A 24,662-nucleotide genomic window follows, 5' to 3' on the forward strand; every position below is an offset into this window, starting at 1 on the left:
ATATATGGCAGGAATCAAACCACAGACGGCTAGTTTCCATTTAACAAAAATGGTCGATGCGAATGTAGATACAGTTGAAAAACAGGGAAGACATCGATATTATGGGATTCGAGATCAGGAAGTTGCTCAAGTTATGGAGTCATTTTTATCAATAACTCCACCAATTGAAATTAAATCATTAAAACAAGCATCGGAAGATAAAGCGATGCGTTTTGCAAGAACATGTTATGATCATCTTGCGGGGAATTTAGGCGTACAATTAACAGATTCTTTAATTAAAATAGGTGTTATTTATGAAGAAAAGGACGGGTTTACTGTTACTGAAAAAGGAGAGTCATTCTTTACAACTTTTCAAATTGATCTTGAAAAGGTTAGGAAAAAACGTCGTTCATTCACACACAAATGTTTAGATTGGAGTGAAAGACGTCACCACCTTGCGGGAGCATTAGGGAATGCACTTCTAGAAAGACTATTAGAATTAAATTGGGTTCAACGTTTACCTAAAACAAGAGCAATAAAAATCACTGTTGACGGGGAAAAGGGACTAAAAGAAACATTTTCTTTTGATATTACAAACAACTAGGTTTTGAATAGAAAACAGCCGATTTACTCTTAACAGGTTAAAATTCGGCTCTTTTCTTATCCCAAATTGCTTAGCGTGGTTTTTTTCCGAAATGCTGGCGGTACCCCATCGCCGTCAAGCTAAGATTTTACATTATCCATAAAGCAAAAAATACGTTATCCCTTCCTGTGATTCTGCAGAAAGAATAGCGTATTTTTTCATTTTAGTAGGAATTTTGTTTTCTTAGCTTGATAGAGATGTGGTGCTACTCCATTGGTAAAACAAAGGATTTTATTAGCTCACTAAAAAAGTGACTTCAAGTAAGAGGTATATATACGGAATGCCATCAGTATTTCTCTTATTTTTCACTTTAATTTATGGAATGAAGTATTTGACGCAAATAACTTCTTCTAATAATAAGGTAGTAAATTATTTGTACACTAATAAAGCTCGTGAATATGAGAATAGAATTTCCTGCAATAGGTAAGTCTATGTGCCTGCTCTGCGCTAAAAACCTTATTGCCAAGAAGGCCACGCTACTATGAAGAACAGAAATCACAATAGGTATAAAAAATAATATACTAATTTGTTGGGTTACAATTTTTTTTATCTCTCTTTTAGTTAACCCTAATTTAGAAAGCATTTGAAATTGGCTTTTATCTCGATCTAAATCTGTAAATAAACGGAAGTATAAGAAACTAATTGTAAATATAAAAAATACAACACCTACTAGTACACTGAGAATAGATAGTATCGCATTCACTTGTTTACCTTCTAACCATTTTAATACCGGGGAATCAAATATAAAAGGTGGGCGTCCGCTTCTATAATCATTTGGAATTATCTTTGTAAGTTTTTTAGCCATATCTGCTGTTTCATACATGTTTTTAATTAAAAAACGATAGTCTATATACTGATCGACCTTTGCTTCTCCTAACTGTGTATTTAGCATTGTTTCGTACATTGAATCCGAAACAACGACAGAAAAATTATCAGATGGGCTGATAATATTATCCATTAATATTTTATTATCAGAAAAATTATAATTCATAGTACCGTGTTCCAGTGTAAGGGATGAAGACAGTTTCTTTAATTTCTCTTGAGGAGCTACTCTCAGATACATTTTTGATGGCAGGATTAGACTGTCTGTTTCCTTATTTAACGTTTCTGCTGGGTATCCTAGTGTTTTGGCAGTTGCGTTGTAATCAGTCAGTTTCATAATTGGTGTTGCGTGACTTGTTGTATTAAAACCAGTAGAAGTTACTAATTTATATGAGAATCCATCATTATGTAATTGTTTCTCTATTTGAGAAATATGAAATGCCTCCTCCTTGTTGTGTTTATATGATTTATATTCAAATGCATAAGGACTGTTAACTTCCGCTAATGCGCCATTTCCAATAGAAAGGCAAGCACCAATAGAGGTAAAGGCAACTGCGGAAAGTATACTTACTAGAAAGAGTGTTCGTGCGTTATCTGTCATTCGATATGTTAACTCTGAAAGCATTAACATATTGGTTTTTTTAAAGAAAGTGTATTGACGATTTTTCAATATTGTAATGACATAAAAGCTGAGCTGAGTAAATAAAAAGTATGTTCCTAATACAGTTAAGAAAACACATAGTAATAGAACATATATCTCAATTCCTTTTTTTAATGCTATATCCAAATAAAACGCTGAGGCATATCCAATGCAAATACAAAGAATTGAGAAGAAAGCTAGCCATTTAGATGACTTTGGTTCCGCTTTTGGTTTTTCTTCAGATTTCATGAGTTCAATTAGCTGTGATACCTTCATTACTCGTACAGTGAAAAAAGAGACAAGTATAAATAAAATAAAAAACATAAGAGATGTCACTAAAATTGCATAAGTAGGAAAATGAAATGGAAGCCCACCTTTTAACAGGAAAAGGGAACCACTTATCAGTAAGATTAATTTTCCCAAAACTAATCCAAGTCCAATCCCAACAATAATTGCAGAACATCCAATTAACATATTTTCCATGAAAATTAGCTTTTTTAATTGTGCGTAAGACATGCCATGGAGTAATAAAATCCCAAATTCCTTTTTCCTTGTTTTTAAAAACATAGTAATAGAATAGAGAATGAAAAAGAAGGAGAAAAATATAATTAGATATTGAGCAATTTTAAATCCTTTTGTACTTAAAGAACTCATGGTCTCACTGGTCGATACAAGATTTCCAGTGAAATTAGGATGAAATGCAAGCAATTCAAAAGTAAATAGAATCATCACGGCAAATGTACTACTCAAAAAATGTCCAAGGTATAATCGTTTATTACGAGTGACATTATTATATACAAGTTGACGAAAATTCATGTTAATTACCCCCTAGTAAAGATAGTACATCTGTAATATCTTTGTGAAATTTTGAACGATTGTCATCGCAATAAATTTCATTATAAAAAGATCCATCTGTAATGAAGATTACTCGATCACAGTAACTCGCAGCTACGGGATCATGTGTCACTAGCATCATAGTTACTTGTTGATCTTGATTTAATTTCTTTAGGAGTTCCATCACATCATTTGCCGCTTTTGAATCTAAATTTCCTGTTGGTTCATCTGCTAATATTAATTGAGGAGAATGAATAAGGGCACGAGCAATGGCGGTTCGTTGAGCTTGTCCTCCTGAAATTTCATAGGTTCTTTTATTTAAAATCTGTTCAATCCCTAGTTTTTTGGAAATGACTTCTACTTTGTTGTTCATTTCATTCAAACTTATATTATCTAATGTAAGTGGTAAAACAATATTCTCTTTTACAGTTAGAGTATTCATAAGGTTAAAGGATTGAAAGACAAACCCTAGTTCACGGCGTCTAAATAATGCTAAATCATTAGAAGATAAACAATGGGGATTTTTTTCGTTAATAAATACTTCTCCTGATGTTGGTGCATCAATAGTAGAAATCATATTCAGTAAAGTTGATTTGCCACTGCCTGATGCTCCCATAATTCCTACAAATTCTCCTTTTTGTATTGTCAAATCAATATTGGAAAGAGCTTTATAAGCTACTTTTCCTGTATTATAAATTTTACTTAAGTTACGGACTGTTAATATACTCATAGTCATTATCTCCTGTTCGTTTGTTGGCTATATATAATTTAATCTAAAGTATTATAGTCCTCATATTGAATTGTCTTACATTTACCTTACAAGCATGTAAGAATTCTATCTTTTAAGAAAATTATTTTAGAGGAGGTTAAAGATTTAACTCAACATATTTACAGTGTATAACGCCTATTAAATTAAAGGAAGGAACCTATTAAATTTCCTAATAGGCTCCTTTTTTTAAGGCGAAAATTTCAAATATAGAGTTATACTTCAAATCGTTTGCGTTTTCATACAAATTTTATAAAGTTAAAAATTTCTTGTTTTATTTTAGCTTTATATTGATAAGATACTAGCATCCAATTTTTTATGATTCAATCCAGGATAAAATATCTACTACCGTTTGATAGGCAGTGCATAATGACCAAAAGATAAATCCAGCAAGGCACTTGCTTCTTGACGCAGTAACAGATCTTTCGGACGGAACATAAAGGACCCATCAGCATTGATGGAAGTATCAGGGTCTAGAATTCCTTGGGAGGCAAGTGACTGAATCGATTGGACTGCCCAGTCGTCTGCGGCATCAAGTAATTTAACTTTAATAGCTTTATCAGGTTGAATCGGTTTCAAGTCTTGAATTTGCTTAACGTTTTGAATCATGGTTGCTGCGACCTGTCGTGTAATCGGGGTAGCACGATTATACTCTGGAATTCCATTCATCATTTTTTCCCTTGCCTCCTTGGATTCGTCTGGAAAACCGTTCCATCCGTGAGCAAGTAACAGCATATCCGCAAATTCTCCTTGTGTCATGGTGTCCATCGGATTAAATAGATTATCTGTTTTAGCACCCATAATGTTTAGAGCATGAAGGTTATCAATGTGACTTCTATATTTACTCTTTGCTGGCACGTCATCAAACGGTGATTTGTTGTTAATTTTCTGAGCATCTGCTACAAAATCAAGGCTTTTAGGAGAGGTGTAGTGAAAATATGTGATTTCTCCTGCTGAATTCTTTTTGAAAGCGACTTTATTGCCTTCTGAATCCTCAAATAACAATGGATGAATCATTTTGAGAACTTGTTTTCCCGTTGTTCCACCCTCCATGATCAAATTCCCATTTTCATAAGTAAAATGAGTGCGAATGGCAGCGAAACGCGTGTTCTGGAATAAACCCAAGTATTTATGAGCCTCTTTTTCCTCTAACGGGAGATAACTTGTTTTTACTTCATTCTTCTTAGCGGGGAAATAGTGATCCATGAGAGCTTCATATATGTCTATACTCATCATTGAATCATTATTGTAAGACATGAAGAATGCTGTTTTTTGTTCAGGCACTAAAATCAGCAGTGATTGATGCCCAGGCATACTTCCACCTTTCATTACAACATGTTGACCGTTAGCAAATTTATTAAAAGGCGTTTCAAATCCAATTGTCGCAACAGGGACTGTCTTATCATCAAAAACTTGATAGGCATGCATCATATCTATGCCTTTTTTACTTACAATTTCTTTGTCTTTAAACGTTCCTTTCTGTAGTTGCATAATCATGTATTTTGACATATCTTCCGCAGTAGATAAAATGCCTCCTTGTGGTGTATCCCTTAAACCGCTCCCACTTGTTGGAATCGGATCACCTGTGGGACCATAATGTGTAGCCATTCTTTTGAGAAGGTCAGGCGTAAAGCTCATACTCGTAGATTCCATATCTAATGGTTTGAAAATATTTTTTTCCATATATTTTGAGAAAGGGGTGTTAGTAGCATTTTCTACTGCAAACCCTGCGAGCGCAAATGAGACGTTGTCATACGTATAAGCTTCCCCTGGTGGCCGTATCACCGTTGGCATATGCTTAGAGAAAAATTCTTTCATTGGTATACTATTATGAACGTATTCGGGTCCAGTTATATTTGTGAGATCCGGAAAATCTACCCCGCTAGTATAAGTAAGCATATCAAACAGGGTGAGAGGTTTCCCTGTTTGATTAGGAATTTGTAATCCACCAAGGTATTTTTGTACATCTTGATCTAGTTTAAGCTTTCCTTTATCGACTTGCTGCATCACAGCCAAAGCAGTAAAGGTTTTTGAGACTGAAGCGATTTGAAAGACCGTGTCCTTAGTGACAGGGATTTTCTTTTCTTTATTGGCATATCCATATCCTTTATTGACAACGACCTTTCCATCATGAACGACGACAAAACTAGAACCGTTCACATTATACTTCTTCATTTTTTCTTCAAATAACGGGTCTGCAAAAGATTCTATTTCTTTTTTATTATTAGGTCCTTCCATCATTTGAATATTAGTTGAGGATGCTAATGGTTTTGATTTTTCAGCTTCTAATAATTGTTGGGAACACGCAGAAATCATTGTTGAAGAAGAAAGAAGAACTGCAACAATCCCCAGTTTGTTAATTGCTTGTTTCATTTTTGTACGCTCCTTTATTTAATTGGGATTTTTTGTTAGCACAACGAGTTAGCGGCTCGTTAGTGTATGAACAGAGTGTAGCAAGAGGCAAGTCATAGTAGGTAGTGAGTTTTTGTAATATTTATAAAGAGGAACAAAAATTGAGTGGGATACAGCGGTATTAATAGTTATGTCATACAAACAATGACATTTTGACACTACCGTATGTGACATAAAAAAACTTAGAATCAAAGAGCAGTTTTTAAAGCATTAACAATAAATGAGGAGGGAAGATTTTCATTGTGCATGACAAAAATATAAAGGGGCGTGAAAGGGGAAACAAGTATGACTTATTTATGAAAAACAAACCAGTAACAAGGGTATTTTAAGGAAAACAAATAATTTATAGGGTTAACATACATGTGGAAAAAGAGCAATTTACCGCTTGTTAGGACACAATAGCATTTGTGAAAATAATGCTGAGTAAGATAATTGCAAATCCATTTTTGTCCATTTGCCTTTGGTTAAGATGAAAGCTGTGTGACTAGTATAAAACAACAAATAACTACCGATAAAATATGAATAGAGGAGAGGAATATCTTTATGAAAAAACATTGTCAGATTACATCTACAGGTTTAGTCCTTTTAATGACTGGAAGTTCTTTGTTATACACAACACCAAGCTCAATTGTAAAAGCAGAGTCTGATCAAAATGTATCTAGTTCGTTACAAACAAATACTCAAAGAGATCGTACTTCCGTCAAGAAAGCAATGCGGGATACACTACAACTTGGATACCCAGGGATACTCGCCAAAGTTTCAAAGGATAGAAAAACATGGAGTTATGCTGCTGGGGTAGCGGATCTGAGAACCAAGAAACCAATGAAAGCAGATTATCGCTTTCGTATTGGCAGTGTTACGAAGACATTCATTGCAACAGTTCTACTTCAATTATCTGGAGAGAACCGCTTGAATCTAGATGACTCCATCGAAAAATGGTTACCTGGCGTCATTCAAGGAAACGGATATGATGGTAACCAGATTACGATTCGGCAGTTATTGAATCATACAAGTGGGATTGCTGAATACTTAAAGTCAAAAGACTATGATATTATGGATACAAAAAAATTGTATACGGCTGAAGAATTAGTAAAGATGGGAATTTCTCTTCCACCAGACTTTGCTCCAGGTAAGGGTTGGTCTTATTCAAACACAGGATACGTAATACTAGGTATGCTTATTGAAAAAGTAACTGGAAACAGCTATGCAGAAGAGGTTGAAAATCGGATTGTTGAACCGCTCGAATTGTCGAATACATTCCTACCTGGTAATTCAACTGTTATTCCAGGTACCAATCATGCCCGTGGATATTTCCAACTAGACGAAGCAAGTGAGCCAAAAGACGTTACTTATTCTTACCCAGGTAACTCGGATGGAGATATGATTTCTACTGCTGACGACTTGAACAAATTTTTCTCTTACTTACTTAGTGGCAAATTACTGAAGGAACAGCAACTAAAACAAATGCTTACTACAGTTCCTACAGGAACAGAAGTAATTGATGGATATGGTCTTGGAATCTATAAAACTAAACTTCCAAACGGTGTCTCGATTTGGGGACACACAGGTGGCTCTCCAGGTTTTTCTACTCTTGCTGGAGGCACAATTGGAGGCAAGCATACATTAACCGTCAATTTGAACAGCAATAAAGCTAATAGTCCTAATCCTTTTAAAAATATTTTACTTGCTGAATTTAGCAAGTAGGCAAAAGGAAAAATGGATAAACTTTGTCATAGTTTATTTTTGGACAGCTGAATATATTATTTTCAACAAAAACTGAAAATCTAGTATTTCGATATAAGGATGAAAATAGGGACAAATATAATCTAAATACAATAAGTGTTCAAGAATCATTCACTGTAAAGAAACAAGAAGTTAATCAAGGTTCTTTTATCCCTACAATTAGGTAACCATGATTATTTTATTGAAGTAGGGAGGCGAAATCCAAAAGCTTAATAATTTTATATGCAGCAAGCATCTAAGAAATGTTACTGGAATAACAAGTGTAGGTATATATTTATTTGAAAATACAAAAAATAATCTCTTAGAATATAATACTATGTATTATTTAGTAGATAAAATGAGGGACCGAGGAATTTATACGTATGATGCATGAAATCAAGGGATTGATTATGACAAGTCGTTTCTTTCAGGAATCCTTATTATAAGGATTCCTTTTTTGTACCAAAAAATTTGTAAAGAAATAAGATAAGATCGGGAACACATTCCTATCTTTAGCATAAAGAGTTAGCGTATGAACAGAGTATAGCAAGGGGTTTATCATATTTATAAAGGATAATAAGAGTTGAGTGGGATAAGGTTGTATTAATAGTTATGTCATACAAACCATGACATTTTGACACTACCGTTTGTGACAGAAAAATACTTAGAATAAAAAAGTAGCTTTTAACGCATTAGCAATGAATGAGGAGGAGAGATTTTAATGATGAAAGCATCAGCTCAAAAAAATTTGCAAGATTTCTATTTCTTGTTATTTACCTTTGTATCCGGTTTTTTTTACTTTTGTTTCTATCTGATCAGCATTACATTTGCATTAGTAATGACGATTATTTTTTTGGGTATTCCCTTATTAGCGTGGGTACTACAAACAACTCAAACGTTTGTTCAGTATGAACGTATTCAGACGAAAGTTTATACAGATATATCGATAGAGCTATTCGAACCAAGAAAAAAAGAGGAGAGAGATAAATGGATTAAAGTGAGGGATATAATCCTTAATAATAGCAACTGGAGGGCTATTTTTTGGCTCATGCAGAAAATTTTTGTCGGCATAATGAGTCTTATATGTGCTGTTTTACTGTATGTAATGCCAATAGTATGTATCGTTACCCCCTTACTTTTTCAATATTTTAATATATACTTATTGGGCATTGCTGTGAATTCATGGGAGACAGCAATTTTTGTCATGATTGTTGGTTTCATTCTCATCTGGATACATAATCTTATTGGAAACGACTTAGTTCGAATTATTGGAATGTACACGCGTTTCATGTTTAAAGCTATAAAGGAGTGATAATTTGTTTAAGACTTTAAAACTATGGTTTTGGTATGATTGGGCCTTACTTTGTATACGCTTTATTGTTTGGCTATCATTGATATCAACGACTATCCAACAACAAGATCATTTGACAGTACCACTTTGGATCATAATCCTTTGGGAAGTCGTTTCATTTTCAGTACCTTGGATTTGTTTAATGTTCAGTTATCGCTATTATTTATTTACTGAAATAATATTATTTGGCGGGGTGTGTTTCTATTTAACTTTATTATTTCCGTTAGCGTATCTTGCTTTTTTAATGCCCACTTTTATGATTGCGGCAAATAGCGATCATAAATCTTACCGCTGGTCGGGTCCTATTACAATTATTTTGTTCCCGTTGCTTATTGCGATATTTTCCGAAGTGACAGATTTATGGGTAATCATCCTACAACTCAGTTTAGCTTTTGCTATGGGCTCTTTCTTTCGTTTACTGGCTATTAATTACCGTCAAAGTGAAATTATTCGGAACCAGAAACATGTATTGGAACAGTACGTATCCCAAGTTGAGCGGATTACATTACTGGAGGAACGTGATAGGCTCTCAAAAGACTTACACGATACGATGGGACATTCCTATACTACAATTATTATGGGGATGGAAACATTGCGTATGGAATTAAAGTCTAAAGGAGGAGAGCAGCAGCTAGATTCATTATTACAATTGGCCCGTAACAGTATGGAAGAAGTAAGACTGTATTTACACCAATTAGATTTATCACAAGAGTCGCTTCCCTTAGCTACCACACTACAACAATTGACAGAGGAATTTAAGAAACATGCAAAAGTAAATGTACGTACTCGAATAATAGGGGAAGAGTATATAGTCTCCAAACAATCAAAAATGACACTATATCGGAGCTTGCAGGAATCACTAACAAATGCTGTTCGCCATGGGCATTCCACAGAAATCATTGTGTCACTTCATTTTGAACCACAACAGATAAGATTGGATGTACAGGATAATGGCTGTGGGGTAGAAGAGTGGAAGGATGGCTTTGGATTAACTGCAATGAAAGAGCGTGTAAGTCAGTCACAAGGAAGAGTCATTGTTTATTCCAAAAAAGGGGAAGGGACATTAATTTCATGTGTTTTACCGAAACAAGTACAATTGGCTAACGAACAAATTCGTCTGTGTATTGTCGATGATCATTCTTTTATCCGAGAAAGTCTTCATACAATTTTGGGTGGACTGGAGGATTTACAAGTAGTGGGAATGGCTGAAGATGGAGAACGGGCTTTGGAATTGTGCGAGAGACTAAAACCAGATGTAGTATTAATGGATTTAGAGATGCCAAATCTGGATGGGATTCATGCAACTAAAATGATTAAGAAAAAATGGCCGGACATTCGTGTACTCATTCTGTCAACCTTCCAGAATACAGAAAGGGCCAAAGAAATCATACGAAATGGTGCGGATGGATATGTACTGAAATCCATAGATTCGCGTGAACTAGCTGAATCAATTCGTCTAGTCTATCGAGGAGGCACGATGATTACTCATGACTTGTTCCATAGGATGTGGGAAGAAAATGAAGAAACAGGATTATTTGAATCACGATTAGCTGGAATAGAGTATGGATTGACGAAACGAGAATTAGAGATTTTGAAACTATTATCACAAGGAAGCCGTTATAAAACAATAGCTTCGACACTTTACTTGTCAAACGGAACAGTAAGAAATTACGCCTCCAATCTCTATGAGAAGCTAGGAGTTAAAAATCGAGAAGAAGCAGTACAAAAGGCAAAAGATATAGGATTACTTTCATGACTCTCCCACTTGAACTAGTTAGCTGAAGTTAATGGGGAACTTACAGATGATGCAGGACATCACTACCCAATCCCCCATTTGAAACTACAATGAAAAATAAAGATTTGGAACGCCTCTGCTTTTTTGTGAAAAAAGTTGTTTAAAAAGGTTATTTGAATTCTCATATCGAAAAAGTAAAACACTATAGACGAAGACTATAAAATTTGTAGACTATAACTAAATTTGAAACAAGGTTTAAGGTAGATGAATGTTTTATTGAAACCTATCTTTACAAAGGACTGGTAAATAGTTTTCATATTTGTTAGTACATCGGTTCTAAATCTAAAAGTAAAATAGGTATTTGGGTCAATAACATCTTTGATTTAAATGTTATTGACCCAATTTAGAAAATATCTATTAAGTTGCCATGAGTAATTTTAGAATTGAAAGAGGGAATTTCGTAAATTCGGGGATAATAGTACTCACTAAATTAAAGCTCTCTATAAAGAGAAGAATTTAGAAACTAAAGAAATCAGTGTGAAGGTGCTTGATTGTAGTCAAATATAAAATATGTTGTTTTGAGTTGAAGTAAGATGTGTAATTGAAAAAGATAACAGGATAATATATTTCTAATTATTTAAAGGGAAGGGGATGTGATTGAGGTGAATAATACATATAATGAAAAGACGCATACATTGATTAAACAATTATTAAAAAAGTTTTCACCAAAAGTTCCTGGCTTTGCATATATTGCTAGTTTTGATAGCGGAGTAACGTATAAAGGTGCAGTTGGCTTAGCTTCTATAGAGAAAAATCTACCCATAACTACCAAAACCGTTTTTAATATAGCCTCAGTTTCTAAACAATTCACAGCATTTTCTATATTACTCTTAGAACAAGAGAGGAAATTGAGTTTAGATGATTCAATTGTAAAATTTGTCCCTTCTATAGGTGCATATGCTGAACCTGTAACATTGAGACATTTAATTCATCACACTGGTGGACTAGTTGATTATATGGAATTGGCTCAAGCAGAAAATATTAAATTTACTGATATATTAACTGTGGAAGAATCGCTAAAACACCTTAAAAATCATCAAATTGCAAGATTCCCAGTTGGCACAAAATTTGAGTATAGCAATACAGGATATTTTTTATTGTCACTAGTGGTAGAGAAGGTAAGTGGCAAGTCCCTACGTCAGTTTGCAAAAGAACGTATTTTTGATCCTTTATACATGAAAGACACAGCAATTGTGGATTGCTACCCAACTACTATATCGATTGCTAAAGGGTATTCAAAGAATGAACAAGGAGCATATATGGTCTATGAAAGCCCTTGGGAACATACAGGGGATGGAGCAGTTCATACAAATGTTGAAGATCTTGTAAGATGGGGAGAAAATTTAACTACAGGCACCGTTGGTGGAAAAGAACTTGTTAAAAGAATGAGCGAAATAGGTCCGAAAATTTCTCCAACTGGCGAGACGATTATTGACAATGAAGATTATACTTTTGGGCTAAGGCTTGCAGAAGGTTTTAACCGTCGATACTTGGAACATTCAGGTAGCTGGGCAGGTTATCGTTCACACTTCATGCGGTTTCCAAAAGAATATTTGACTGTTGTAGTACTAAGTAACTATGATGGATTTGACTCTAAAAAATATGCTAATGAAATAGCGGAAATTGTTTTAGAAAAGTAAAAAATAGGACGTAGAAGACAGTATCTAGATTTGGTTAACCTCACGTTGTTTTAGTTTTAATTGATTATGAGAACGGAAGGCAAGCATATATTTATGCCGGCCTTTTTTCATATTAAAAGGAACATAAATATTAATATTTATACAGCTAAAAATAATTTAGAAATTCTTTAAATATAGATTAATTAATGAGATCAGATTTTAAATTTTTTAATTAAAATCTAAAAATTATATATAATGATTATCAAACTTAATTTTATTAAAAATTGAAATATTAATTAATATACCTACCGATATTAAATTGACCATTAAAGAACTTCCACCAAAACTTACAAATGGAAATGGAGTACCTGTAAGAGGAAATAGTCCCGTAATACCTCCTAAATTTACAACAGATTGCATGCCAATCATACACCCTATCCCAATTGCTATAAAACTGCCGAATGGATCTACACATAATTGTGCAATTTTTAAGGAGCGAAGTACTATAGTCAAAACTCCAACCAATAGAATAAATACACCAATAAATCCTAGTTCTTCAGAAACTATTGCCATTATAAAATCAGTATGTGGTTCCGGAAGATAACCTGTTTTTTGTATGCTATTTCCAAATCCACGACCAGTGATTCCTCCAGAGCCAATGGAAATAAAAGAATTTACAAGCTGGTATCCATTTCCTTGCGCATCAAGAAAGGGATTGAAAATCGTAGTAATACGTGTCTTTTGAACTTCTGACAAACCATATTGAATCAAGAAATATAAAATAGGTAACCACAAAATAGAACTGATGATAGTTCTTTTGATTAGTAGATTTATATTTATTCCTGAGCAAAGAAATATGCTAAAACCTATACCTAATATTAAAAGTGCAGATCCTAAATTTGGTTGTTTAAAGATAAGAAAAAAAATTGTAGCTAAAAAAAATAAAAGTTTTCCGATACCACTCCAGTTATTTTTAGCTTGTTCTTGTCGTAATGCAAAAAAACGGGCTGTTACAAGTATTGTTCCTAATTTAAGAAATTCAGCTGGCTGTATTCCAAAGATCCATGATTGAGCATTATTTACCACTTTTCCTTTCCATAAAACCATAATTAATAAAAAAATCCCCCCAACCATAATACAGATTGAGACTATTCGTTTTTTCCATATTTCATATGGGAGTAAAGCACAAACTATTAACCCTATTGTTCCTAAAAGTAGCTTTGTTAATTGAGAATCAACAAAATGTCTACTGTTATAACCGTAATGTTGGACAGCGACAATGGAGCTTGTACTATACATCATGATAATACCTAAAGTACATGTTATGAATAGAGGAAGGAGCAATAGATAATCGAGTTTTAATATTTTTTTCATTTTAATATCCTCCTGATTTAAAACAAAACATAATAGTACATTTGCTAATGAATAGAATCTCGTTCTCGTCAATTACTAAATATGACTTTTGTTTAGGAAGATTCTATCGCTTACTCCCTGTTTTTTTACGCAAAAACCCCCCTAGTATGTAACTAGAGGGATTCAAAATGGCATGACTAAATAAGGCTTTTTTCCCCCTAGTAGAGCTTTGGCACTATACAACGTAAAGTAATGAAAATTCATTACTTAGCTATCTTAAGAAGAGCCTTAATCCGACAATTCCTGTTCTACCCATTGGCGTCTTTCGACATTTTTGGGCAATAGCCTGTGTTTGCATAGGAGCCTCACCTAACAGGTTAAGCAATATAAATTTTATGTGTTTGTTTCGTGTAGCAAGCATAAATATATTTTTTTTGCTTGTCAAGCAACCATATTGCTAATTTTATTTGTTTTATTGCTTTATAGTCCTTTGAGGAATGATATGAAAAAATGTCTGTAATCATTCTGTATAAGTACATATTTTTGACTTGTAGTGTATCGTTTGATTAAGTAGTTTAACCATATAAATTTGATAAACAATAAAGAAGATTTTAATCATAAAAGAAGATTTTTTTATGAATGGAATTGAAAGTCAGTTGACAAATATTAAATTCTGGTTTAAATTTTGAAGTAATTCAATAAACTTTGTTAGGTGAGGCTCCTGTATAGAGAAACGCTGCTGCCCAAAAATGTCGAGAGACGCCAATGGGTCAACAGGAACGGTCGGATTAAGGCCCTTTTTAATGTAGCTGGTTATAAAAACCTATGCTATACAGTGCTAAAACTCAACGAGGGAGTGGTATACGATTTGATAGAAAGGCATCTCTGTGATTTTGGCAGGGCGGTCTTAATAATCATTTATTTGTATTGTGAAAAAACCTTTACTCCTTTTTGAGTAAAGGTTTTTCTGTTTAATTTTATTTATTTTTATCTGGTCTATATTCAAAAAGGAGGTAATTCTAACTAATGAATTGATTGCAATGTAACTATTATTGCTCTAATAAAAAATTTAAGACAGATAAAATAAAACAAAACCACTCATGAAACTCTAGAGTCTCCCTTAGCAATATGAGGAGGAGTTAACATGAAGAAATTATTAAAGGAATTACTTATAACCAAAAATAACTTGGATGCAGAGAAAGTTTTACGTCATCCATCGTATGATATTGCACAAGAAGTAAAACAGTTTTCAATTGAAAATCAAGTCATATTGCTAAATACGATTCCTGTATTAAAAAGCTCTAAAATTCTTCAATATATGAGTGCAGAAGAAAAATATAATATCTTTATTCACTTATCTGAAAACAAAGCTAAAAAGTTACTAAATTTACAACCGATTGATGAATTAGTAGATTTACTGCTAGCGGTTCATCCGGAAAAACAAGCTAAATTAATGGCGTATCTAGATAAAATCACAAAACATAACGTGAAAAAATTGATGACTTTCAAACCTGAAACGGCAGGAAGTCTTGTAACAAGTGATTTTGTTGCAGTTAGGGGAAATTGGTCAGTAAAAATGACATTGAAGTATATTAGGGAACATTCTAAAAATGTAGAATCAATATCTTATAGTTATGTTCTTGATAGTCATGGTTATCTTGAGGGAATCGTTTCCATACATGAGTTATTACTAGCAGCAGATGAAGAGATATTATCTACTATCATGATTCAAGAGGTAATTTCAGTACACGCTGAAGTTGACCAGCAAGAAGTTGTAAAAAAGCTACTGAATTATAATTTAGCAGCAATACCTGTCACAACAGCAAATAATAAAATGATTGGTATTATAACATTTGATGACGTAATGAATGTTATGGAAGCAGAAGCTACAGAAGATATTCAAAAGTTAGGCGGAAGTGAACCATTGAATCAATCTTACTTTGAAGCTAGCATTTGGAGCATTTTCTTAAAACGTCTACCATGGTTATTACTTCTTTTTGTTGCTGAGGCATATACAGGTACTGTATTAAAGTATTTTGAAGACGAAATTGAAACTGTAGTTGCCCTTGCTTTCTTTGTTCCATTATTAGTAGGTACTGGAGGGAATACAGGAACACAGGTTGTAGCAACAATTACTCGTGCAATTGGTATCGGAGAGGTAAAATTTAAAGACCTTTTCCGTGTAATGAAAAAAGAATTTGCAATTGGTATGCTTCTTGGGCTTGCACTTGGGATAGCTGGGCTCACTCGTGCTTATATGTTAGGAGTTGGAACAGAAGTTGCACAAGTTGTAGCAATTACTTTATTATTTATTGTTATTTGGGCTTCTATTGTAGCAGCTGTTTTACCTTTGATTCTAAGAAAATTAAAACTAGATCCTGCAGTTGTTTCAGGTCCATTTATTACAACGTTTGTTGACGGAACAGGATTAGTAATCTATTTCATGGTTGCAAAAACGTTATTAAATTTATAAATATACACTGAAAAAATAAAATTTGGAATAAGTATTTTGCCCTAATTGTTAAAATATAGCGGGGAATTCAGGCATGAGGAAATCAAATACTTTTGTCTTTAGATAAATAATATTTTAAGGGGTTTTTCAAACCGTTATTGCCACCGTTGTTTCTTCTTAAATCTGAAATATCGCCTGTTTCTTGGTATTTTCGAATTCAATTCATTAACTGTGTTCTACTTTTTAACTTATATTTCTTAGCTATAGTAGATTGGCTACCTTCACCATTCAAATAACTTTTTACAGCTTGTATTTTTAATTCATCTGAATACGTATGAAATGTATCTCCTTTTTTGACCATGATAAAATCCCCTCCAAGTAAAAGTGTAGCATCCATGTCTATCCATGGTCTTTTTACACTGTCTGCCTTAAGGGAATAATATCAGGTTGAAGGTCCTTTTAATGATGCTTTTAAGTAATTGCATTATTAGCTTTAAGTGCTATTACTAAATAAGGGCCAACCTTTTATGGTGAACCTAAGTTTCATATCCTTGTAGGAAGTTGGTTGAATCACCATCTGCTCCTCAAATTTATCCTGCCAATCTTCTATAACCAGGCCAATCACTTCTGGATTGGTTTTCTTAAGTTTAACAGATGGCGTAACTGCGATCCCAAATGGGTCAGGCGACGATTGCAATGACCTGTGCAACATATCCTATACCAGTGATGACGTCATGTAATAATGCGCCGGCATCGAGATGGACACTTGCTTTCCGGTGATATGACCAACCGTGTTCCAGAGCTGGCCAGCCTGCGGCGATTGCATGGTTTACCCCCGAATCGTTCCAATTAAAGTCATGTGATCCGGACGAAAAAGGCGAGTGACCAGTAACGTGTCCTTGCTTAGAAAACGTATAGGCTGTACCTTTGGAGTCCGTAACGACCCAAACCATTGAGACATTATAACTGGGTAGCCCCGAATCATGTAAGTGTCCGGAAAAGTGGTAAGCTCCATTTCTGTTGAGAGTCAAACTAGCGTATCCACCCACGGGAACGCCGCCCTTGAACGTAATATTTTTAGTCCAAGGACCGAGTTGGTCTGCTCTGGTATCGGGGAGAATAATTCCTGATTCTTCATAATTTTTCATTACAATTACCTCCTTAGCTGTTGTACATAAGTAGATTATGTAACTTTAGTAAAAATGCAACTAGTTTAACTTTTTTCGCTAACCATCGGAAAACACCTACACAGTTACTTAATGAACGGATAAGAGAATATATGTCGCTAGCAAATAATATTATTAAAGTTAGGTAGGAATACTCGCTGACTTTGAATCTTCGAACCTTTTGATTAAAACGTCTTTATTTTTAAGGAGATGATTTTATGAATTTTAGTATCCCTAAATTAGATTCTGCTGTACAGGATTTTAAGAATCTTTTTACCAATCATAAAGAATTATACCTGTATGGGCAGTTTTATCTCCACAATAGATACTTTGACCAATTAATTGCTGAAATTAAAATTGCATTGCAAGGAACTCCATATTTTATGTTTAACCCTAACCCTAATCTCTTGGATAATACGTTAAAATTAATAAAAGACTTCTTGCGTTTACCTGCTAATCAGCTGACTGAACAAACTATAAATGATTATTTTAAAATGCTCGATCCTACGGGTAGCTTTACTTCTAGTCTAAAACAGATTTTATTACCTGGCCCGCCCGATCTCAATGCAGTAAAACAGGATTATGCAATGATTTGGTCTTCCTCTCAGATTGGCAGTGGCCTTCCGTGGCTGACCAGTTCATTTCGAAAATACCTTGCTTCCTACAATTTTGAAAAAGATAAGTGTTTTGATACTGTTCGGTCATTAAGCCGGAAACTGCTAAATGCTCGGGGTATAACAAAAATTCCTTCAAACGCAAAAATCTCAGATGGCGCAATTGCTCAGACTTCGTTAAAAAAATCATTCAAAGACCCAGGATCCGGTGTTATATCTGATGTCATTGTCTATCAAGCGCCAGCTGTATTCTCTATTCTTTTGCCTAAAATTAAGATGGCAATAGATGCTAAATGTGTCGTACAATGTGGTGTATTAAGTGGCGTATTTGCACCGAGTTCATTTCCTAATCCTGAACACTACATCTTAATTTTCGGATACGACACATTTGACGGAAAAGATGTATTCTTATTCTGGGATCCAGATGCTGTAAGATCGAATATTGGTTCAACCATTTGGGGCAGGGGATTTGGGTGTCTATTCTTCCAATCGAAAAGGTTTTCAACTGCAATTGACAACACTGATTTTTTCAACATTCAGATTGACGCCCAAAGTGATTTCTTTGGTGATCATCTTTCAGAGCCAAGACGTCATCGTTATCAAGCATATTCCTTACAAACTCGACCTCTTTAACAGCAGTTGGAGTGTGTATAATTTAAGGTATGGCTTTAACATGCTTCATTTATGTTATTAGGTTTCGAGAATAATAGCTCTATCCTAGTTATCATTTGTTTTAATATCAAAACTCGATGACTATATTCTACAAAAAAGAACTCTTATAAAAAGAGTTCTTTTTATCTAATTTCATAATTAGTTTTTAGATACAAGGCTAAAATAATTCCACGACCGCTATTTTTCGTACATATCCGTATTGTATTATACGGAACAATTGGACTTACTTTAATTCTAATCAAAGTAACATAAACTCTAAAATTACCTAGCTGTGAATTAATCCAAAAATAAATCCACTTTCTGCACAGATTTTGAAGATTGACAGGATTATGAGGAGAGATAGTAGATGTATCATTTGGTATTAATGGAGCTCCGAATTGTTCACATACTCTATATAATTGAGTTTCATAGTTCATAAAATCACCTATTATAAAAGTTGATAATGTTTATATTTTAAACAGCTGTTTAAATGATGTCGAATTGGAGATGATAATGTTGTTTCTTATAAAATCAAGGGGATTTTACAAAAAAATGGCAAAATTAAATCAGTTTGATCCACCGGCTTTTTTGAACGATTTGAACGAAGAACAAAAGAACGATTGGAGTAAATTTATATCAAATAATTTTGACTTTATGATTTCGTTACAAGAGAGGGAAGTTGGTAATGGAAAATGTCAGTTTTACAATCCAATGAAGGTGGATACACCAAATGAACATATAACAAGACCTATCATTTGGAAAGCGTTTCCTAAATTGTTAGCTGATAAATATGAAGAAAATATGGAACAGGCCTATAAAGAAGCGGACGAGGAATTAATACATGATGGAGAAAGGATATATCGTCCACAGGATGAGTATTGTGAATGGCATGTAGAGCGGGATAAATCAATATGTCCAAGATTTGTAGATTTATTGCAATTGTCCTGAAGTTTTTGCACCAGAACCAAATATTACGTATAAAAAATAAAAAGCTGTGATTTGAAGAATTGATAAGGGCAATTCTTGATTTATTAATTGTTCAGAGCATAAAAATTATAAAAAAAGAAAACCTAACTTTTAGTTATTAATATTGAAGTTTTAAAGAAGTAAAAAGGAGACTTTAGTTATGAAAGAGGAAAATAATAAAAAATTAGGACTTGCCCTTTCTGGTGGGGGATTTAGAGCATCTTTCTATCATATTGGAGTACTCGCAAGGTTGGCTGATTTGGGGTTGCTTCGTTCTGTTGAAATAATTTCTACGGTTTCAGGTGGCTCTATTATTGGCGCGCTTTATTATCTTCATTTAAAAAAACTACTGGAAGAAAAGAGAGATATTGAAATTAAAGATGAAGACTACCAGAAGATTGTTGCAAAAATTGAAGTTGATTTTCTAAAAGCAATCCAAAAGAATTTGCGTTTAAGAACCTTTCTTAATCCAATAAAAAATATAAAAATGATTCTTCCTAATTACTCACGAAGTGATCATATTGGAGAGCTTTATGATAAATTTTTATACAGAAAAGTTCTTGATGCAAATAACACCCAACCTATAAAAATGAAAGAGCTAATTATCAAACCCTGCTGTGAGAGTAATTCTTTTCACCCACTAAAGGATAATAAAAATAGAGATGCAAAGGTACCAATACTTCTTATTAATGCAACCATCTTAAATAATGGTCATAACTGGTGTTTTAGTGCTTCGGATATGGGCGAAACACACATTGACAAATTCAGAAAAAAATTTGATAAAAACTTTCGATTAAAAAAAATAACATCATATGAAGACATATACAAACACGAAGATTTTGAATTGGGTTTAGCCGTTGCCGCTTCAGCCTGTGTACCTGGAATTTTTGCTCCTCTTGCTATTAGTGACCTTTATGATGAGAAGGTACGATTACAATTAGTTGATGGTGGTGTCCACGATAATCAAGGGATTAGAGGATTACTAGATAAACGCTTAAATTGCACACATTTTATATTAAGTGATGCATCAGCACAATTAAAAGATGAAAGGGAGCCTAATGTACAGATATCCAATGTAATCAAACGTTCAAATGGTATACTAGCGGACAACCTACGAGAGCAACAGCTGTCCAATATAATTAAGGAACATTCAGATAATGTTGCCCTATTACATTTAAAGAAAGGATTGCCCGTAAAGGAAGTTTCCTACTTTGATGAGAGACACAACCTTAAAGAAGAATCGAAATTTTATAACATGGAACAACCTTGCGAGACTTTCGAGGTCAATACAGATGTTCAAAATCTCCTTTCTGGTATCAGAACAGATTTGGACTCTTTTTCAGAAGTAGAAGCTTTTTCTCTAATGCTTAACGGCTATAGAATAAGTCAATATGAATTGGATAAAGTAAATATAAAAAATTTTGTTACAAATACTGCATTAAAAGAGGAAAGATATCAATTCTTTAAGATTGATTCTTGGATTTCATCACCTGTTATGGATTCTTATTATAAAAATCTCCTTGAAACTGCAAGCAAACGATTTTTTAAGGCTATTAGAATAAATTTGTTGGTAAAGTTTATAACTATTTTATTGGTTGTACTTATATGTGGAACTATTATAAGTACTTTCGGTTCAAAGTTTATTTACTGGGCAGATGAATCAATATCAAAAGGTCAATTATTATTATTGATTCTCTTTTTAATCACCCTCTTTATAGTATACAAAGGATTAAAATTTTTTTCACAAAGAATTCTTTCTGTATGGTTCTTGATAAATTTGTTACCATTTCTTCTTGTATCTTTAACAGGGTTTGTATTTATTGGACTTTATCTAATCACTTTTGATCGACTATTTCTATACTTAGGTAGTTTTAAAGTATTAAAAAAGGTAAAAATAAAGTGAAAAATATAAAGATAAATAGATATAGAAAAACCGGTTCTAATATTTGAAACCGGTTTTTCTATATCTATTTGAGCATTTTGCACGTTCCCCACTCCAAAAGCTATAGGACCTCTAAGGACATAAAAAATTCACCCCTAAATATAGAAATTTTTGAAGTGACCAAACTCCGAAAATCCTGAAGGAGGAATTCACTTTGTATATTCTACAAGAAAGTCTATGTTTCTTTAAAAAACTACAACATTGTATAGGTTTGATATCCTTTTCAAGCTCATTACTTTTAATGTTGAAATTGTACCTATTGCTTTTAAGTCGTTCTCATTCACATCACCAACTAATGATATTTTTGTAAAAAGTGGATTTAACCCCATCCTGATACAAATAACTAAACGCTAAAAAACCCTTTATCTCTTAACTGTTATTGAATAATTCTCCTATTATCATTTTGGTTTAACCATAATACGCCCCCTTAAATCCATTCATTTTTTATTCCAAATATCTAGAATAAATATAATTCAAATGAGCATGCTAATTGATGTTTGTTAATAAAAAGGAGGTATTTACAATGACTACTTATCGAATAGCACCTTATACAATTGAAACAGCAGACGGCAGAGACGAAAAAACACCACCAGGGGTGAAGATGATTAAAGCTCCTGAAGTTTGGGATGATAGTGAGCAAGGTAAAGGCATCGTAGTTGCTATTTTAGATACAGGATGCGATAAAAATCATCCTGATTTAAAAGATCGTATTCTTTTTGGGAAGAACACTACAGAACGCGGTAATGAATCGGATTTTTCTGATATTGCCGGACATGGTACTCATGTAGCAGGAACAATTGCAGCAAATGGAACAGGCATTTTTGGTGTTGCTCCTCAAGCAAGGCTTGCTATCTATAGAGTATTCACTCCAACTGCTATCCCAAATCGACCTACAGCCTTTAATAAAGATATCATAACAGCTATACATGACTGTATTAAATGGAATCAAGAGCATAGTAAAGAAGATCACATTCGTATTATAAATATGTCATTTGGAAGTCCCGATGATGATGATGCTCTTCATAAAGCTATACAAGAAGCAGTTAAGAATGAAATTTTAATTATTTGTGCTGCTGGGAACGAAGGGGATAGCGGTAGCGGTGGAGATGGTAGCCCTGATAAAGATGAGTGTAGTTATCCAGCTAAATATCCAGAGGTTATATCCGTTGCAGCAGTTACATTAGATCGTAAATTCGTGGATTTCTCAAATACAAACATTGATAATGATTTAGCAGCCCCTGGATCCGGTATTTTATCGACTTATCCTAAAGATAAGGATAATAGAGACGGAATTAAAGATGGTTATGCTACACTTAGCGGAACTTCTATGGCAGCGCCGCACGTATCAGGTGCTTCAGCACTTATTATTAAACAGTGTGAAGATGATTTCAAACGCACTCTAACAGAAACTGAAATTTATGCTCAACTTATTAAACGTACAGTCTCATTAGGACTTGACCGTAGAGTCGAAGGTAACGGATTATTAGACTTAACAGAGGGTTATAGAACTTTCCCAAATACAAATCAATGATAAAAAGTTTAATTTGGTGGAAAAGCTGCTTCACAATAACGTGAAGTGGCTTTTCCATAAGTGCCTTATAGCACCGGTAACTATACAATTCTAAAGGTGATTTTAAATACTTAATTATCATTAACCTTATTTAATATATCTATCTCACATTCCAGTTCTTTAGTTTCCATATTTAAAAAATCCATTGTCATTGCAAGAACTTTTCCATCTTTCTCTCTCTTAGATCCCCATAAACGAACAGCTCTATTGATATTACTATCTTCATATGTGATTTGAACTGTTCTTAATTCCTCTCCATCCACAAATTCACGATGTACTAAACATTCTTGAAATTTTAAATTCTCATCATATTTATGCATGTTATAATTGAAAATTGCTTCTTCTAGTTCTGGAAAGCCCAAACCTTTTTTCTCTAAAGCAATATACTCAAAGTCCCAAAACTTTCTAAAATGATAGATAAGCTCTTTTTGACTTTTCATTATAACTCCTCCACATAATATTTTTTAAATTATTATGTATATTTTATATCTGTGACATGATTGATTTTTATATATTGTACATTATCATGTTGGTTCCTAAATCTTAATTCATTACAGACCATATCGTAGTAATGAATATAGCCCACTTCGGAATATACCTTGTTCTGTTTTTGGTATGAAATACTTACTTCCTTATTTTCAGCCATTGCACAACACACTATTTCATTTATATGTTCTAATTTTTGTTCATCTAAAATAGGCATTGGTACTTCATTTTGTTTTTCATACAATTCATTTAATCCTTCAAACTGTTCTTTTATTGCTGAAAATGGAACCCATCGCATCATACCTCTATCAATCATAATCTGTATTCCTCCTTATGCTTTATGTCCACCTATTTTTCCGTTTCTGTCCCTTTGCGTAGCACCTCTAACATAGCTAATACCTCTCATAATTGAATTTTTACCATGTTTATGCCGTATACTATCCATTGTTTTTGCTAATTTCCTTTTAGTATCTTTTTGGAGAGTATCTTCAAACAATGACATTTGAATTGCATCATCCCTGGTCAAATTTTTTAATGTAATATGTATTTGGCGCACCGGATGTCCAGAGTGAAACCTTTTTAATAGTTGCAATGAGGCCTCATAAACATCTTCTGTTAAGCATGACGGTTGATCTAATGTAATTGCTCGTTTAAATCCTCCGCCGATGTATTTGCTATAACCTATAGCAAGCTCAACAGTACGACAGCATTTATCCATAGAGCGTAAACGAAAACAAGTTTCTTCAATTTGCTCTAGAAGAAGTAATTTTAATTTATTTGGGCTAGATGGGACAAAGGTTGGAATGCTCAGCGCGAGGTGTATCGAAGAAGGACTTTATCTTTATACTAAAGATTTAATTAATGAAAAATGGAGCATAC

19 protein-coding genes and 2 riboswitches are annotated in these 24,662 nt (G+C 33.6%); of the genes, 10 read left to right on the top strand and 9 right to left on the bottom strand.

Going from position 1 to position 24,662, the window contains the following annotated elements; all coding sequences use genetic code 11:
• Positions 1–583, top strand: a 583-nt coding sequence (locus tag N2V80_RS27250) for an ArsR/SmtB family transcription factor (protein ID WP_340980967.1), incomplete at its 5' end; no start/stop codon positions are given.
• Between the two features lie 349 nt (positions 584–932).
• Here N2V80_RS27250 and N2V80_RS27255 read toward each other — a convergent pair.
• The 3 genes from N2V80_RS27255 to N2V80_RS27265 form a co-directional block, all read right to left on the bottom strand.
• Complete coding sequence (locus tag N2V80_RS27255; protein ID WP_061654947.1) at positions 933–2,900, bottom strand: ABC transporter permease; 1,968 nt, start codon at positions 2,898–2,900, stop codon at positions 933–935.
• Position 2,901: 1 nt separating this feature from the next.
• Complete coding sequence (locus tag N2V80_RS27260; RefSeq protein WP_061654948.1) at positions 2,902–3,648, bottom strand: ABC transporter ATP-binding protein; 747 nt, start codon at positions 3,646–3,648, stop codon at positions 2,902–2,904.
• Between the two features lie 381 nt (positions 3,649–4,029).
• On the bottom strand, positions 4,030–6,057 hold the full coding sequence (locus N2V80_RS27265) for a serine hydrolase (protein ID WP_061654949.1): 2,028 nt from the start codon (positions 6,055–6,057) through the stop codon (positions 4,030–4,032).
• 582 nt (positions 6,058–6,639) lie between these two features.
• Between N2V80_RS27265 and N2V80_RS27270 the strand changes: the two genes are divergently transcribed.
• The 4 genes from N2V80_RS27270 to N2V80_RS27285 all read left to right on the top strand — a co-directional run bounded on the left by N2V80_RS27270 (position 6,640) and on the right by N2V80_RS27285 (position 12,604).
• Positions 6,640–7,800 (top strand): serine hydrolase domain-containing protein, encoded by a 1,161-nt coding sequence (locus tag N2V80_RS27270; protein ID WP_061654950.1) that lies wholly within the window; start codon positions 6,640–6,642, stop codon positions 7,798–7,800.
• A gap of 739 nt (positions 7,801–8,539) precedes the next feature.
• Positions 8,540–9,130, top strand: coding sequence for a sensor domain-containing protein (locus N2V80_RS27275; protein ID WP_061654951.1), 591 nt, complete (start codon positions 8,540–8,542; stop codon positions 9,128–9,130).
• Between the two features lie 4 nt (positions 9,131–9,134).
• Positions 9,135–10,925 (top strand): helix-turn-helix transcriptional regulator, encoded by a 1,791-nt coding sequence (locus N2V80_RS27280; RefSeq protein ID WP_061654952.1) that lies wholly within the window; start codon positions 9,135–9,137, stop codon positions 10,923–10,925.
• 641 nt (positions 10,926–11,566) lie between these two features.
• Positions 11,567–12,604, top strand: a complete 1,038-nt coding sequence (locus tag N2V80_RS27285) for a serine hydrolase domain-containing protein (protein WP_061654953.1) — start codon at positions 11,567–11,569, stop codon at positions 12,602–12,604.
• A 225-nt stretch (positions 12,605–12,829) separates the two neighbouring features.
• On the opposite strand, the gene N2V80_RS27290 is transcribed toward N2V80_RS27285, so the two are convergent.
• A complete protein-coding gene (locus N2V80_RS27290; RefSeq protein WP_061654954.1) occupies positions 12,830–13,957 on the bottom strand; it encodes an FtsW/RodA/SpoVE family cell cycle protein in 1,128 nt (375 codons plus the stop codon).
• 186 nt (positions 13,958–14,143) lie between these two features.
• A riboswitch (M-box (ykoK) riboswitch) is annotated at positions 14,144–14,320 on the bottom strand.
• A 313-nt stretch (positions 14,321–14,633) separates the two neighbouring features.
• Positions 14,634–14,799: riboswitch (M-box (ykoK) riboswitch) on the top strand.
• Positions 14,800–15,080: 281 nt separating this feature from the next.
• On the opposite strand from N2V80_RS27290, the gene mgtE reads away from it, so the two are divergent.
• Entirely contained in the window at positions 15,081–16,409 is a 1,329-nt protein-coding gene (gene mgtE, locus N2V80_RS27295) for a magnesium transporter (RefSeq protein WP_061654955.1), read from the top strand.
• Positions 16,410–16,605: 196 nt separating this feature from the next.
• Here mgtE and N2V80_RS27300 read toward each other — a convergent pair whose 3' ends face one another.
• Both N2V80_RS27300 and N2V80_RS27305 read right to left on the bottom strand, forming a co-directional pair.
• The gene (locus N2V80_RS27300; protein WP_253859314.1) at positions 16,606–16,749 is read right to left on the bottom strand and encodes a transposase; all 144 of its coding nucleotides are present in this window, start codon (positions 16,747–16,749) and stop codon (positions 16,606–16,608) included.
• Positions 16,750–17,068: 319 nt separating this feature from the next.
• Entirely contained in the window at positions 17,069–17,536 is a 468-nt protein-coding gene (locus tag N2V80_RS27305; RefSeq protein WP_061654956.1) for a hypothetical protein, read from the bottom strand.
• A gap of 236 nt (positions 17,537–17,772) precedes the next feature.
• Between N2V80_RS27305 and N2V80_RS27310 the strand changes: the two genes are divergently transcribed.
• The 4 genes from N2V80_RS27310 to N2V80_RS27325 all read left to right on the top strand — a co-directional run bounded on the left by N2V80_RS27310 (position 17,773) and on the right by N2V80_RS27325 (position 23,258).
• Positions 17,773–18,801: a hypothetical protein gene (locus tag N2V80_RS27310; RefSeq protein ID WP_061654957.1), complete on the top strand. Its 1,029-nt coding sequence runs from the start codon at positions 17,773–17,775 to the stop codon at positions 18,799–18,801.
• A gap of 570 nt (positions 18,802–19,371) precedes the next feature.
• Complete coding sequence (locus tag N2V80_RS27315) at positions 19,372–19,767, top strand: hypothetical protein (protein ID WP_154695875.1); 396 nt, start codon at positions 19,372–19,374, stop codon at positions 19,765–19,767.
• A 178-nt stretch (positions 19,768–19,945) separates the two neighbouring features.
• A complete protein-coding gene (locus N2V80_RS27320; protein ID WP_061654960.1) occupies positions 19,946–21,688 on the top strand; it encodes a patatin-like phospholipase family protein in 1,743 nt (580 codons plus the stop codon).
• Between the two features lie 562 nt (positions 21,689–22,250).
• A complete protein-coding gene (locus tag N2V80_RS27325; RefSeq protein WP_061654961.1) occupies positions 22,251–23,258 on the top strand; it encodes a S8 family peptidase in 1,008 nt (335 codons plus the stop codon).
• 110 nt (positions 23,259–23,368) lie between these two features.
• Here the strand turns inward: N2V80_RS27325 and N2V80_RS27330 are convergent, their stop codons facing one another.
• The 3 genes from N2V80_RS27330 to N2V80_RS27340 are packed head-to-tail and all read right to left on the bottom strand — an operon-like array spanning position 23,369 to position 24,606.
• Positions 23,369–23,737 carry a hypothetical protein gene (locus N2V80_RS27330; RefSeq protein ID WP_061654962.1) on the bottom strand — a complete coding sequence of 123 codons (369 nt, stop codon included), beginning with the start codon at positions 23,735–23,737 and terminating at the stop codon, positions 23,369–23,371.
• 32 nt (positions 23,738–23,769) lie between these two features.
• Complete coding sequence (locus N2V80_RS27335; RefSeq protein ID WP_061654963.1) at positions 23,770–24,099, bottom strand: YolD-like family protein; 330 nt, start codon at positions 24,097–24,099, stop codon at positions 23,770–23,772.
• 15 nt (positions 24,100–24,114) lie between these two features.
• Positions 24,115–24,606, bottom strand: coding sequence for a DinB/UmuC family translesion DNA polymerase (locus N2V80_RS27340; RefSeq protein ID WP_438502369.1), 492 nt, complete (start codon positions 24,604–24,606; stop codon positions 24,115–24,117).
• Positions 24,607–24,662: the final 56 nt, after the last annotated feature.

The organism is Bacillus sp. FSL W8-0640 (assembly GCF_038007725.1).
GTDB classification, from domain to species: Bacteria; Bacillota; Bacilli; order Bacillales; family Bacillaceae_G; genus Bacillus_A; species Bacillus_A cereus.